General features: G+C 65.3%; 8 protein-coding genes and 1 tRNA gene. 3 read left to right on the top strand and 6 right to left on the bottom strand.

All coding sequences use genetic code 11. The annotated features are described in order from the left end of the window. Nucleotides 1-38 precede the first annotated feature (38 nt). Nucleotides 39-1,703, bottom strand: coding sequence for an arginine--tRNA ligase (gene argS / locus MRBLWO12_RS04090; protein WP_363552961.1), 1,665 nt, complete (start codon nt 1,701-1,703; stop codon nt 39-41). 70 nt (nt 1,704-1,773) lie between these two features. Between argS and MRBLWO12_RS04085 the strand changes: the two genes are divergently transcribed. Both MRBLWO12_RS04085 and MRBLWO12_RS04080 read left to right on the top strand, forming a co-directional pair. After that, nucleotides 1,774-2,589, top strand: a complete 816-nt coding sequence (locus MRBLWO12_RS04085; RefSeq protein WP_363552959.1) for an SGNH/GDSL hydrolase family protein — start codon at nt 1,774-1,776, stop codon at nt 2,587-2,589. Nucleotides 2,590-2,605: 16 nt separating this feature from the next. Further along, nucleotides 2,606-2,678: transfer RNA gene (locus MRBLWO12_RS04080), tRNA-Arg, on the top strand. A 131-nt stretch (nt 2,679-2,809) separates the two neighbouring features. On the opposite strand, the gene MRBLWO12_RS04075 is transcribed toward MRBLWO12_RS04080, so the two are convergent. The 3 genes from MRBLWO12_RS04075 to MRBLWO12_RS04065 form a co-directional block, all read right to left on the bottom strand. Beyond that, entirely contained in the window at nt 2,810-4,327 is a 1,518-nt protein-coding gene (locus MRBLWO12_RS04075) for a DUF4041 domain-containing protein (protein WP_363552957.1), read from the bottom strand. A gap of 124 nt (nt 4,328-4,451) precedes the next feature. After that, the gene (locus MRBLWO12_RS04070; RefSeq protein ID WP_363552955.1) at nt 4,452-7,994 is read right to left on the bottom strand and encodes an SIR2 family protein; all 3,543 of its coding nucleotides are present in this window, start codon (nt 7,992-7,994) and stop codon (nt 4,452-4,454) included. A 25-nt stretch (nt 7,995-8,019) separates the two neighbouring features. After that, entirely contained in the window at nt 8,020-8,523 is a 504-nt protein-coding gene (locus tag MRBLWO12_RS04065) for a hypothetical protein (protein ID WP_363552953.1), read from the bottom strand. A gap of 144 nt (nt 8,524-8,667) precedes the next feature. Between MRBLWO12_RS04065 and MRBLWO12_RS04060 the strand changes: the two genes are divergently transcribed. Then, entirely contained in the window at nt 8,668-9,519 is an 852-nt protein-coding gene (locus tag MRBLWO12_RS04060; protein ID WP_363552951.1) for a hypothetical protein, read from the top strand. A 278-nt stretch (nt 9,520-9,797) separates the two neighbouring features. Here MRBLWO12_RS04060 and MRBLWO12_RS04055 read toward each other — a convergent pair whose 3' ends face one another. Both MRBLWO12_RS04055 and MRBLWO12_RS04050 read right to left on the bottom strand, forming a co-directional pair. After that, nucleotides 9,798-12,362 (bottom strand): excinuclease ABC subunit UvrA, encoded by a 2,565-nt coding sequence (locus MRBLWO12_RS04055; protein WP_363552949.1) that lies wholly within the window; start codon nt 12,360-12,362, stop codon nt 9,798-9,800. Nucleotides 12,363-12,424: 62 nt separating this feature from the next. After that, complete coding sequence (locus MRBLWO12_RS04050; RefSeq protein WP_363552947.1) at nt 12,425-14,026, bottom strand: DHA2 family efflux MFS transporter permease subunit; 1,602 nt, start codon at nt 14,024-14,026, stop codon at nt 12,425-12,427. Between the last annotated feature and the right edge of the window lie 97 nt (nt 14,027-14,123).

Below are 14,123 nucleotides of genomic sequence, written 5' to 3'. Positions count from 1 at the left end.
TGACATCCTGCCCTATCGCGCCCGGTCGCCCCGGCGCGTCACATGCGTTCGGGGGCCGACACTCCCAGCAGGTCGAGACCGTTGCGGAAGACCTGACCGGCGGCGTCATTCAGCCACAGTCGCGTGCGGTGCACGCTCTCGATCGGGTCGTCGCCCTGCGGGATGACACGGCAGTTGTCGTACCAGCGGTGGTACAGCCCGGCCAGCTCCTCCAGGTAGCGCGCGACCCGATGCGGCTCGCGCACCTCCGCAGCGAACGCCACAATGCGGGGGAACTCCTGCAGCGCGCCGAGGAGCGCGGCCTCGGACTCGTGCGTGAGCGTCTCGGGGGCGAACTCCGAGCGATCCACGCCCGAGTCGCCGGCGTTGCGGGCCACGTTGTGCGTGCGCGCGTGGGCGTACTGCACGTAGAAGACCGGGTTGTCGTTGGTGCGCTTCTGCAGCAGCTCTGGGTCGAGGTCGAGCGGGGAGTCCGCCGGTGAGCGCTCGAGCGAGTAGCGCAGCGCATCGGTGCCCAGCCAGTCGAGCAGGTCGTCCATCTCGATGATGTTGCCCGCGCGCTTGCTGAGACGCGCGCCGTTGATCGACACCATCTGGCCGATCAGCACCTGGATGTTCTTCTCCGGGTCCTCGCCTGCAGCACCGGCGACGGCCTTGAGACGGTGCACGTAGCCGTGGTGGTCGGCGCCCAGCAGGTAGATCTTGTTCTGGAAGCCGCGGTCGCCCTTGTTGAGGTAGTAGGCGGCGTCAGCGGCGAAGTAGGTGTACTCGCCGTTGGAGCGGCGGATCACGCGGTCCTTGTCGTCGCCGAAGTCGGTGGTGCGCACCCATACGGCACCTTCGAGGTCGAAGACATGGCCCTGCTCACGCAGACGGTCGACGGCCTGGTCGATCAGGCTCGTGCCGGAGGCGTCCTTCTCGTGCAAGGTGCGCTCCGAGAACCAGACGTCGAAGGGCACGTTGAAGCGGTCGAGCGAGTGCTTGATCTCGGCGAGCTGGAACTCGTACGCCTGGTCGCGAGCGACCACGAGCTGCTCCTCGTCCGGGAGGTCGAGCAGGTCGGGACGCGCGGCGAGCACCCGCTGCGCGAGCGTGGTGATGTACTCCCCCGGGTAACCGCCTTCCGGTGTCGGCTCGCCCTTGGCCGCAGCGAGCACCGAGCTCGCGAAGCGCTCCATCTGCGCGCCGGCGTCGTTGATGTAGTACTCGCGGACGGCGTGCGCCCCGCTGGCGAGCAGCAGTCGGACGATCGAGTCGCCGAGAGCGGCCCAACGGGTGTGGGCGATGTGCAGCGGACCGGTGGGGTTCGCGGAGACGAACTCGAGGTTCACGGTCACGCCCTGCTGGGAGTCGTTCGTGCCGTAGGCGGCACCGGCGTCGACGATCGTCTTCGCGAGCGCGCCCGCAGCCGCCGCGTCGAGGCGGATGTTGATGAACCCGGGACCTGCGACCTCGGTGCTCGCGACGCCGTCGACCGCGGCGAGTCCATCGGCGATCTGCTGCGCGAGCTCGCGCGGGTTGGCGCCGAACTGCTTGGCCAGACGCATGGCGATGTTCGACGCCCAGTCACCATGGTCGCGGTTGCGCGGACGCTCGAAGACGAGGTCGGCTGCGGTGAGACCGAGCGGCTCGCCCGGGCGTCGCTCGTCTGCGAGGGGTGTCAGGACGGCGAGGAGGGCATGGGCGAGCGTTTCAGGGTTCATAGGCTCCCCAGTTTACGGCGCGTCGCGGGCCGGAATTTGCGCCCGGGGATTCCTGATCTACTCTCATGCCATGAAGGCCCGTGTCACCCGCCACCCGCTGCGATCCGCAGGGGTCGCTCTCGCGCTGCTCCTCGTGCTCGCGGCGGTCGCACTCGGCATGTGGCGGCCGTGGGCTCCGCTTCCCTCCGCCGCTCCGATCGGTGCCGCCGCGCAGGGCGAAGGTGCCGCACCGGCGGCCATCGTGCCGGTCCCTCTCGTGCTCCCTGAACACCCCACCGTCCTGGTGTTCGGCGACTCCTGGACCTACGGGTCCGCGGCGACCATCCCCACCGAGGGGTACGCGTATCAGCTGGCCGGCCTGCTCGACGGCCAGACCATCGTCGACGGCGTTCGCGGCAGCGGCTACCTCAAGCCCGGACTCGACGGACCCGCGTTCGGCGAGCGCATCGCCGCACTCGATCCGGCGCTGCACCCCGACCTCATCATCATCCAGGGATCGATCAACGATCGGGCACAGGGCGAGGCCGGTTACCGCGAGGCCGTCACCGCCGCCTGGGACGCGCTCGCGACGAAGTACCCGGAGGCCGCGATCGTCGTTCTCGGACCGGCGCCGCACGAGCTTCCCGTCGGAGCCACGACGGCGCGCATCGACGCCGACCTGGCAGACCTCGCCGCTGCCCGCGGCTGGTGGTACATCTCCCCCATCGCGCACGACTGGATCACCCCGCAGAACTACCTCGACGTGATCGACGTGGACCTCGGACGCAAGCACCCCTCCACCGCAGGGCACCGCTACCTGGCGGAGAAGGTCGCCGCCGCACTGGCCGAGTTGGCCGGCGCACCCGTCACCGAGGCGGGCGGGTCGGAGACCACCCCCGAGCAGTGATATTGTCGATCGGTACGCCTCCGTAGCTCAGTGGATAGAGCGCCGGTTTCCGGTACCGTAGGTCGCAGGTTCGACTCCTGTCGGGGGCACAACACACACATGAAGAAGGACCGTCCGTGAGGACGGTCCTTCTTCATATGTGTGCGACGCGACTCTGCCGCTCCTTCGCCGTGGCCGACGCCGTGAGTAACTACAGTTGTCAGGAGCCCCTGGACAAGAATTAGCGGCTGCCCTGCAAGGCGCGAGTCGCCATATACTCCTCCGCAGCGGGCTCCAGCTTGAAGTCGAGCAGCTCGACGGAGTGCGCCTTCAATGCCTCGCGCACCTCAGTGGGAGTGGTACGGAAGTACTCGCGGCGCAGGTTGATCTGGTTGATGCGTCGGTCCGCGAAGTGCTGGTGCAGCATCGCCTCGATGCTCACGGCGTCGTCGGCGAAGAACAGGGCGTGGACGTCGAACCGGAAGGGCACGGACGCGTCTCCGAGTTCGTTGACGCGGTCCATGGGTTCGAGGCGCCGAGTGAGGCCAATCTTCACCACGTCAGGCCCGAACGAGCCGACATTGCTGATGACGTACACGTACCCGGCGCGGATGTTCGCTGCTCGGTAGTCGACGTTCTCGATGGCGTGCTCGACATCAGCGAGGCGCGCTCGCATGCGCTCCGCACCTTCGAGATCACCGTTGGCTTCCAGGGCGGCGATGGTGTTCGCGTAGTGCCCGCGTTCCTTCTCGAGGCGCGCCTTCTCTGCAGCGAGTTCCTTCTCCGCCTTGCGCTGCTCCCGAAGCTCCTCACGGTGCGCGCGATCTGCTTCCTTCTCTTCCTGAACGGCACGGAGGTGCCGATTGGCGAGTTCAAGCTCGCGGAGACGAAGCTGGTGGAAGTACGACGTGATGCTCAGGTCGATCATCGTGCCGAGGCGAGCGATCTGCTCCATCGCGGTCGTGAGGCGCTTCTGAGCGGTGGCAAGGTTCCCGGCACGGACTGCCTTGACGCAATTCTCGGCCTCGGCGTTGTAGGAGCGGAGCATGAGCTTCGACATGTCTCGAACGAACTTCGCGCCCTTGGCCGTGCTGTTGTTGAAGGTGAAGTTGCTCGTCGCCTGCGTGGCCCTGCCGGCGCGGACGGCCATCTTGATATCTGCGCGGAGCGCTTCGAGCTGGGTGGCGAGGGCTACCGAGTCCTCGGCGGGATGCTCGTAGTCGTAGAGGCCGAGTTCCTGGACCTCGACGGCTCCGCGCAGGTCGAGCAGCGATGCCTCCGTGGACGCGATGTCCGCTTGACGCGATACAAGCTCCGCCGAGGCGGCTGCGACCTGCCCGCGCACGCCATCGACTTCCTGGTTCAGGTGGCGCTTCAGGTCATCCAGGGCGGCCACGTCCTGGAGCCCGCACTGGTCGATGAGCCCCTGTAGCCGTGCGACCTCTGAGCGCAGTTTCTCAGCGTGCTTGCGCGCACCGACGAGCGGGATGTTCTCCAGAACCAGTGCATTACCGGTGCCTGAGTTCGACGGCCCAGCCTCACCAACAGCATCCGCTGCCGCTCCAGGTTCGGCGCGCGGCTCGGCCGAGGCCTGGGCACGAAGGGCACGAGCCTCGGCACGGCTGTGGGCGACCGGAGCAATAGACTGCACACCGCCGGAGAAAACATGCTCCGTCCAAGCGGCGCCGTTCCAATAACGTTGCTCGAACTGTCCCGAAGGATCTGGATGCCAACCGGCCTCCACGACGTCGCTGGTCATGTGCTCAACGTACCGCAGTGCCCGATTGTGATATCTCGTCGGTCAGTTCTAACCACAGCATCCTCCCGTGCAGCAGCCGTTCATGATGAGGACAACGACGAGCATTCAGCGGCAGTGCTTGCAACTACGTAGTCCAACTCGCGGCTTGATGAATTCCCAAGCCCACGGCGACCTCAGCAAAGGCTCGCTGCACCTTTGGTGGGGTTAGGGAGCCAACGACGGCAAACAGGGAGCTGAGCTCGTGTTGAACAGACCAGTCAGCAGTTGTCGTGAACTGACCGCGACGGGTGGCATCACGCACGAACTCCTCAGCGTGAGCGCGCAGTACCGGCTCGGGAATGTCCGAATACGCGCTGTTGCGCGACAGCGGGCCAGGAGCGGTCGCGCTAACAATGAGCGACTGAGGCGCAAGTTCGCCGAGGGCGAGTCCGAGGTCACCCCACGCCGCGCGTTCCTCTGGAGACTGACCTCCGCTGCTGGAGTCGACACGCGCCTTCCACTCAGTCTGGATCCATCCCCAAGCGGTCGGACGTCGGTCAAGCTCTAGGTCAGATACCTCTGCCCGAAGTGCTTCAAGGAGACGAAGAAGATCCGGCTGGTCGGCGGGCAACGAGAGTTGCTGGAGCAGTGCAGATCGGTCGACGGCCTGAGCTGAGGAGTAGATCGACGCGGCAGCTATCAGTCTCCAATACTGCTGACCGGAGGCACGCTGTGCAGCCCCGCCGTACGCAGCGCGCCCTCGGATAAGGACCTCCCAGAATCCTGCGTCGAGAAGTGCGTCGTCGACTCGAGGGCTATGGAGGAAGGCACTCCACATCAGCGCTGCACGGTCACCACCGACCGTTGGGTCAAACAGCGGGAACACCTTCGACGTGACGAAAGCTTCGTCTGAGGCGAAAAGGAAACGGAGGTCGGTGGCGAGGATAGCCAGTGCTGGCCGATGGACCGGCCCGAAGTCATTGAGGATCGAGTCGAGGCTGGCTTTCTCGTCGTCGCTGAACCCATTCCAATTCTCGCTCATTCGCCAGCGAAGGCTGATCCGATGCAACCAGTACTGGGCGTATGCTCCCGGCCAAGTGTTTAGGGCCTCAGTAAGGGGGTCGGTCCACGAGCCAGTCTCATACTGTCCTGCTTCGTCGGTCCAGATCGAGTTGATGAGTTTGTCGGTCAGGGTGAGCAAGGGCTCTGGTCTACTGCCGGTCTCGCGGTTCACCAGCGAGAGGCAGAGGCGTGCGGTCGGTCGTACGAGGTCCCCGCGTGAATAGAGCGAGTCAGTTGTCGTCACCGCGACATCCGCCTCGGTATCGTCAAGGCTCCCGTTTTCCCAGCCCTCGAGTACGGCGGCGAGGAGGTCCTGCTGATGCATGAACGGTGTAGGAACCAGGGCATCGACGAGCGGCCTACCTAGTTCGGGATGAGATCGGACCGCTGCCGTGACGACTTTGCACGCGTCAGAGATGCTGGAGCCGCCGAAGTTACGCTCACTGAAGTCGTGATCCATCAGGGCGCGGATTGCGGCTCCGGCGCTTTCTCTTTGAGCCAGCTCAACGAAGTCGCTCGTGTCCATCGGTTGGTTACCGCCCCAGGTGCCGGACTCCATCCAGGAATCGAAATCGGCGTGAGGGCGGACGCCGATTTCTGGGCGACCGGCCCGAATGTTGCTGAGTTCCGCCTCGAGCTCCTGCCAGCCGGAAACGTGCCTCGAGGTCCATTCGAGTAGGTCGAACATCACACGTTCACGGAGACGAGCGTTGGTTTCTTCGTCCGTGTTGAACGCGGGCGGCCCTTCGAGCACAGCGGCCAGGAACTTACCTCTGGCGGTGTCGTCGAGGTCGGCCGCGGTCGACGCGACGAGCGTGAAGACTTCGTGCTTGAGGTGGCGGTCATAGACGCCCGGTCCTTGAAGAAGCTCCTCGATCTTCTGGTTCGCGGTGCGGGCTTCATCTTCCCTCAACAGGTGAACGGCGAGTCGGCGAAGTAGATCGTGTGGGCTAGAAAGCCACCGTGGTCGAATCGATGCATCTACGCGCTGTTGTATGGAGGCCGCGTCGCGAAGAGTATCTATGAGCTCGTCCTCGATGTCGCGGTGTTCGTCCTGGGCGTGCGGTTCGATGGCTGAGCGACGAAAGGACCAACTGTCGAAGTGGTCCTCATCGAATGCGTCAAGGATCTCGTACGCATTGGCGATGGCTTGTTCCAGTACCTGAACTACCTGCGCAGCGACAGGAACGAGGTCCGCCCGGACGCGCTCCAGTAGGCGGCCCATGTCGGATTTGTCGCCAATCCACGCTATGCCGAACTTCAATCGCGTCGACTCGTCCGTGCCTTCCTGGGAAAACCATGACCTCTCTTCGGCCAGGGTGAGGCGTGCAGCGACGGCCTCGCGCACGAAAGGAAGGAGCTCTGATGACGATAGGTCGTCATGTCCGTGCGTCTGGAACCAGAACTCGCGCGTTCGGTGGGCTGTGCTCATTGCGGCTGAGACGATGAGCGCCCACTGCCGCGCGAGACGCGAGTGCTCCTGCGGCATCCTGGCGCTGCGAATGCTGAGTTCGTATCGAAGGTATGGGTTGACGAGTGGTCCATGTCGGGCGAGCACTCGCATCGCGAGATCGGCTCGGGCGGGTTCCATGGCGTAGGTTTCCGAGAACCACCCGGTGAGCACTCGCCCGCTTTCGGACATTTCAATGCCAGGGTCGAACAATTGTTGGAACGGTGGCTGCGTCTCCGCCCAACGTAGCCACTCGGGACCGGTGGCGGACCTGGCGAACGCGCGCACGCCGGACGGGACGGTGATGGCATACGCGAGGTAGTCAGCCTCGTCGGGGATCTTAGGTGGGCCGCCCTGAACGATAGAACGGACTCGTTCGTGATGATCCAGGTGGCCCATTCGCTGGAGAGTCGCCCATGCGTCCAGGGCTTCGGGCAGAGCCTTGTGGTCGTCAGCAGACAAATACCCAATCGCTTCGATCCGAAGATCGTTCCACCGCGGGTTCTCAGGCTTGTCAGTGAGCACGAATCGACGAGTGTTCGGGGGGAGGCCTCGCGCGAGGTACGTGACAACCACGTCGTTGTGGCTGTAACCGATGAACAGAACAGTTCGGTTGGTGAAGAGATCCTGCACGAATCGTCTCGCCCAACCGTCGGTAAGGTAGGCGCGACCAAAGTCTGCGTCCGTCAGGACGAGGTCGTCAGTTGGTCGGGACACTGCCCCATGAAGGTGAACCACGCCGCGAAAACTACGCGCGAGAGGCACCGCCGGAGCATTGAAGGTCTCCCCCAGCACGAGGTCCTCAGCTGCTGCTGCTGTCGTGATGTGCTCGTCATAGTTGGTCGTGACGACGGAGGCAGAAGTCGCCGCTGCTAGGCGAGCAATCCCTCGGTGTGTGTCGTTCGCGGAGGACGAAGGGCGTGCGATGATGTCGCGCGCGATGCCGCGCACCTGGGGGAATTCATTCGAAAGTCTGCCAAGGAACGCGTCGGCCGGTTCGTCGCCGTCGAAGACGCGGCCGACTCTGTTCGCGACTTGCCGAGCGAGCTCATTGAAGTCCGGTAGACCGGACTTCCCGCCCATCGATGCGCCGGCGCCGACAAATAGCACCAGTTCACCCGCCCGGGCTGCGGTGAGAAGCTCCTCGGGGAGCTCGACACCTGGGGTGATCTTCATGGAATCCTCGACATCGGTATTGAGGCTATTGGGTGGGTTCTGCCGGTGACGCCAAGACGCCGTCCCAGCAGGCGCCTCCACCGAACTGGTACATCTCCCGAACGGCGCAGTCACCATCTCCGGTGTTCGTCTCCAGGTAGACGGCGAGGTCGGTGACCGCTGGGTTGTAGCCGGCGTACACCCCTGGTGCGAGCGCCACGGCCTGTGGCGTCTTGATCCAGTTCGCCAGCCGGTAATCCAACTGCGTGGTGTCGACGACCAACGGGTAGCCGGCGACAACGGGATCGCCAGACGCGTAGTAGAGCTGCTTCGTGCGGGTCGGATCGTCGGGGAAGTCGTCCATCGAGTCGAGCACGCCATCGCCGTCGGTGTCCGAAGGTGGGGTGGGTCTCGGCGTCGGCGTGAGCGCCGACGCCGGTTCGTCCGACGGCAACGACTCAGGGTTCGGTGCCGATGATGAACAGCCTGCTGCGAGCAGCGCGCACGCGACCACGATGGCGGCCAAAGCGCCGCATCCCCCCAGATTCATGCGGTCAGCATAGTAGACGATTCGGATTCCGATATCGCGTGAGGCACGGAGGCAACATCTGAGGCGCCTGAGCCCGGGTCCGCTGTTCTCGTTGAACATGGCAGTTACCTAGGGCCCTGCCAGATCTGTCGCTATCGTGAGCTGGTGAAGTCACCATGCCCCTTCTGCCTTAACGGCGATGGCGAGTCCAGCGCCGAGCATTGGCTGCCCGACTCTTGGGAGAAGTACTTCGACGTCCCACTGGTGATGCTGGACACGATGTCGACCGATGGATCGTTCAAGCCGAGGCGAGTCAACAATCGTTCACCTTTCGACATGAAGTGGGACGGAGTGTGCAAGTCCTGTAACGGCTCCTGGCTGAAGGACATTGACGAAGAGGCGAGCCACTACCTCATCCCCTTCGCGACCGGTCGTCAACATGACCTACCGGCGGAATCGGTCCTTCCCGTGGCTCTACACCTCACTCGCGCTGCGCTGGTCTACACGTGGGGTCACAGAAATCAGAACGGCTATCCGAGGGAGCTCTTCAGCGACTTGTATCGATCTCGACGGGTTCCACTCGGAGTCAGAGTTTTCGTCGGCAGCGTTGCTGAGCCAGCACTTGTCGGAGGGCGTCACTCCGCCCTTACGTTCGATGGAGAGTCCTTCGCACATCTCGTCAGCTGGACTATGGGCAGACTGTTCGCACTCGTCGTTCTACCAGAGTCGGGCTACGCTCCACTTGCCAATCGAATCGCGGCGGCCGTCGTCCGAAGATCGCACCGGAAGGCCCAGCTCATCTCGCCACTCCCGAGAGGCGTGGACCTCGGGTTCCGCGGCCGGGCGTTGACCTATGAGGAAGCGAGACTGCTCGGACAGAAAGATGGGCTCGCGTTCGGTGAACCCGAGGAGCCCTACCCGCGGCCACCAGAACACTATCTCCAGCGACTCGCTCCGCTGAATGGCAACTACACGTCACTCGTGAGGCCAGCGAGCGCACAGTGGGCGCCCCGTTGATGCAGCGTTGATGCCCAGTGATCCGCGCTGGTGCATCCTGGTCGTCCCTTGGCCCGGCTGCTCGATGTCTGTGCAGTGGCAGGGTGGGTGTCGATCCGCCCCGTTCCAGCCAAGTCTGCCGAATTAGAGGATTGGCTCACTGGCGTTGGAGGATCGGACTCGACTCGTGCATAGATCCGCCCCGGAATCACGCGGCAAGACACCTTCCGCGTACAACCCACACTCACATGAAGAAGGACCGTCCGTGAGGACGGTCCTTCTTCATATCCAGGGCGCCGTCATCGCGGGAGCCGCGCGGCCAGATACGGACCGGTACGACTGGCGGGATCATTCGCGATCGCGTCCGGAGTCCCCGAGGCGACGATGCGTCCTCCGGCGTCTCCCCCGGAAGGACCGAGGTCGATCACCCAGTCCGCGGCCGCGACGACATCCATCTCATGCTCGACGACCACGACCGTGTTGCCGGCATCGACGAGCGACTGCAGCTGGGCGAGCAACAGTCGCACGTCGGCGGGATGCAGACCCGTCGTCGGCTCATCCAGCAGGTAGAGCGTGTGACCGCGCTGCATCCGCTGCAGCTCGGTCGCCAGCTTGATCCGTTGCGCCTCGCCGCCCGACAGCTCCGTCGCCGGCTGGCCGAGACGCAGGTAGCCGAGTCCGACGTCGAGGAGAGCGCGCAGGCTGCGCGCTGCCGCGGGAACGGCGGCGAGGAACTCCGACGCCTGCTCGACCGTCAGCGCGAGAACGTCCGCGATCGTCTTGCCCTCGAACCTGATCTCGAGCGTCTCCGCGTTGTACCGCGCGCCGTGGCAGGTGGGGCAGCGTCCGTAGCTGCCGGGGAGGAAGAGCAGCTCCACCGACACGAAGCCCTCACCCAGGCAGGTCTCGCAGCGTCCGCCGGCGACGTTGAACGAGAACCGTCCTGCCGTATAGCCGCGCTCCCTCGCGAGGTCGGTGCGGGCGAAGACCGCGCGGACCGCGTCGAACATGCCCGTGTAGGTGGCGAGATTCGATCGCGGCGTGCGTCCGATGGGCTTCTGATCGACGCGTACCAGCCGATCGAAGTGCTCCAGGCCCGTCGCACGCCGGAAGAAGAGCGCGTCAGCGCCGATATCGGATGTCGTCGCCTCGGCGAATCCCCCTCCGTCTTCGGGAACAGCGGTCGACGTCGCATCGTCGTCCGGATCCTCGGCGAAGACATCGCCGTCCGAACGCAGATGATCGCGCACGACGTCGCGGAGCACGCGGCTCACGAGCGTCGACTTGCCCGACCCCGACACCCCGGTGACGGCGACGAAGGCCCCCACGGGGACGGCGACGTCGACGTCGGTGAGGTTATGCACCGTGATGCCTTCGATCGTGACCCAGGCGGCCGGGACGCGCACAGAGCGACGGCTCTCGGCGACCTCACCGTGCGCGGAGAACAGGAACGGTCGCGTCACGGACGACTCGACGGCCGCGAGCCCCTCGACCGCACCGCTGTAGAGCACCTCACCGCCGCCTTCACCGGCCCCGGGTCCGACATCGACGATCCAATCGGCGTGTCGGACGATATCCATGTTGTGTTCGACCACGAAGACGGAGTTGCCCGAGCGCTTGAGCTGGTCCAGGACCTCGAGCAGGGGCTCCGCATCGGCAGGGTGCAGACCGGCGGACGGCTCATCGAGGACGTAGATGACGCCGAAGAGCCCCGACCTCAGTTGCGTCGCGAGCCGCAGCCTCTGCATCTCGCCGGGTGAGAGCGTCGTCGTCACGCGACCGAGCCCGAGGTAGCCGAGTCCGAGGTCTGTGAGAACGGTGATGCGTTCCAGGAGGTCCGTGGTGAGCGCGACCGCGACATCGGTGCGCTCCCCGGAGAGAGTCGTCGGCAGTGCAGGGACGGCATCGGTGAGCTGTGTGGTGGGCCGCAGTACTTCGGCGAGTTCGGCCATCGGGAGCGCATTGAGTTCAGCGATCGTCCGGCCGGCGAACGTCACAGCCAGGGCTTCGCGGCGAAGACCGGTGCCATGGCAGAGCGGGCAGCGTCCAGACCGGACGAACTGCAGCACCTTCGCGCGCATCGTCGCGCTCTGCGAGTCGGCGAGCGTATGGAAGACGTACTTCTTCGCGCTCCAGAACCTGCCCTTGTACGGCTTCGCGACGCGGTCCCGCTGCGGGGTGATCTCGACGACCGGCTGCTCATCGGTGAACAGCAGCCACTCCCGATCATCCTGCGGCAGGTCTCGCCACGGACGATCGACGTCGTAGCCGAGCTTGATGGTGATGTCGCGCAGGTTCTTCGCCTGCCAGGCTCCCGGCCAGGCGGCGATCGCGCCGTCACGGATGCTGAGCGACGGGTCGGGAACGAGGGAATCCTCGGTGACGGTGTGCGCGACGCCGATCCCGTGGCATTCCGGGCATGCGCCGGCTGCCGTGTTCGGCGAGAACGCGTCGGAATCCAGCCGCGTCGTGAAGCCTTCAGGGAAGGTCCCCGCGCGCGAGAAGAGCATCCGCAGGGAGTTCGAGAGTGTGGTGACCGTGCCGACGCTCGATCGGGCACTGGGGGCCCCGCGGCGCTGCTGCAGCGCGACCGCCGGCGGGAGGCCGGTGATCGACTCGACATGCGGATCGTGGCCCTGTTGGATGAGGCGACGCGCGTACGGGGCGACGGATTCGAGGTAGCGACGCTGCGCCTCGGTGAAGATGGTGCCGAATGCGAGCGACGACTTTCCCGACCCGGATACTCCGGTGAAGGCGACGATGCTGTCGCGCGGCACGTCGACATCGACGTTGCGGAGGTTGTTCTCCTTGGCACCACGAACGCGGACGAACGTATCGGTCACATCGCTCGGGGTGGCAGGCATCGGTCGAGTGTAGCCGTCGACCGCTGAGGCTCTGCCGGGTACGCGGGCTGTGCCGCGCGATCTCACGTCGCGCTCGGGATGTCCTCCTTGCGGCGAACGCTCGCGGTCGCACCGAGCGAGATCGTCGAGAGCAGGCCGAGCGCCAGGAAGCCGGCAGCGGTCCAGGCGGCGTATCGGGTGCCGTCCGAGAAGGCGGCCTTCGCGTCGCCAGCGATGTCTGCTGTCTGCGGGTTCGCTTCGAGCCCCGAGATCGCTGCCCCTGCGCTGTCGACCACGGCAGAGACGACCTGATCTCGCTGCGCGGCGGGGAGACCGCGTTCGTCGAGTGCGGAGGAGAGGATGCCGGCCGTGCTGCTGAACAGCACCGTGCCGAGGATCGCGACGCCGAGCGCCGCTCCCAACTGCCGGGAGGTGGACTGGGTACCGGACGCGGCACCGCTGTCGCCCACCGGCACATCGGCCAACACGACACCGGTGAGTTGCGCCGTGGCGAGTCCGACGCCGAGGCCGTAGATGAAGAGGAAGGGGATGATCGGCACCCAGGACGCATCGGGTGCGATGAGGAAGCCGACTCCGGCTACACCGATGATCTCGGCGATCAGACCGGCACGAACGATCCAGACCGGCGCGATCCTTCCGCTGGATGCGCCGGCGGCACCACTGGCGACGAAGGAGCCTCCTGCGAGGGCGAGCAGCAGCAGTCCGGTCTGCAACGCATCGAAGCCGAGGACGAACTGGAGCCAGAGGGGCAGAGCGAGGATGATGCCGAACTCCCCCAGCGAGACGACACCGGCCGCGATGTTGCCGTTCCTGAACGAGCCGATCGAGAACAGCCGCAGCGCGAGCAGCGTCGACTGTCCTCTGCGTTGGCGGCGCACACCCCAGCCGATGAAGGCGATGAGCCCTGCGATCGCCAGAGCGAACGCCACGGGGATGGGCGACAGATCCCACGGCCAGGTCCAGTCGCCGATCTGCGGGCGCTGATCGACGAGCCACCATCCGTAGGTGCGGCCCTCGATGAGCCCGAACACCAGGCTTCCCATCGTGAGGACCGAGAGAAGCGCACCGACACCGTCGATTCTCTCGGTGCGGTCGCTCCGGGATTCGGCGACGGTCAGCAGCACGCCGATCACGACGATGATGCCGAGCGGGATGTTGATCCCGAATGCCCACCGCCACGAGAAGGCGGTCGTCAGCCAGCCTCCGAGCAACGGTCCCACCGCCGCCATACCGCCGATGGTCGATCCCCAGACGGCGAAGGCGATCCCCCGCTCCCGTCCCCGGAACGTGGCATTGATGATCGACAGCGTGGTGGGAAGGATCATCGCACCGCCGACGCCCTGTGCCAGGCGCGCCAGAATGAGCATTCCCCCGTCAGGCGCGAGGGCGGCGAGCACCGATGCCGCGGCGAAGACCGCGACACCCGTGATCATGACGCGTCGTCGTCCGAATCGGTCGGCGAGACTTCCGAACACCAGCAGAAGCGCCGCGAAGACGAGCGTGTACGCCTCCTGCACCCACTGCACCTCGGTCGACGTGATGCCCAGATCGTCCACGATCGCCGGTATCGCGACGTTGACGATGGTCGAGTCGACGATGATCAGGGAGACGGCGATGCTGATGAACACCAGCCCCACCCACCGCAACCGAAGATAGCGATCCATGTTCGCTAGCTTAGCTAGGTAATAGCTAGGTTTCCATATCTGGAGGATGTCGACGCCACGCGCCCGCTCGCACGGATCCGCGCTCCTTGTACAGTGA

This window comes from Microbacterium sp. LWO12-1.2, assembly GCF_040675875.1.
GTDB lineage: Bacteria > Actinomycetota > Actinomycetes > Actinomycetales > Microbacteriaceae > Microbacterium.
The sequence above is the reverse complement of the archived record's forward strand: the minus strand, read 5'-3'. Positions and strand labels throughout refer to the sequence as shown.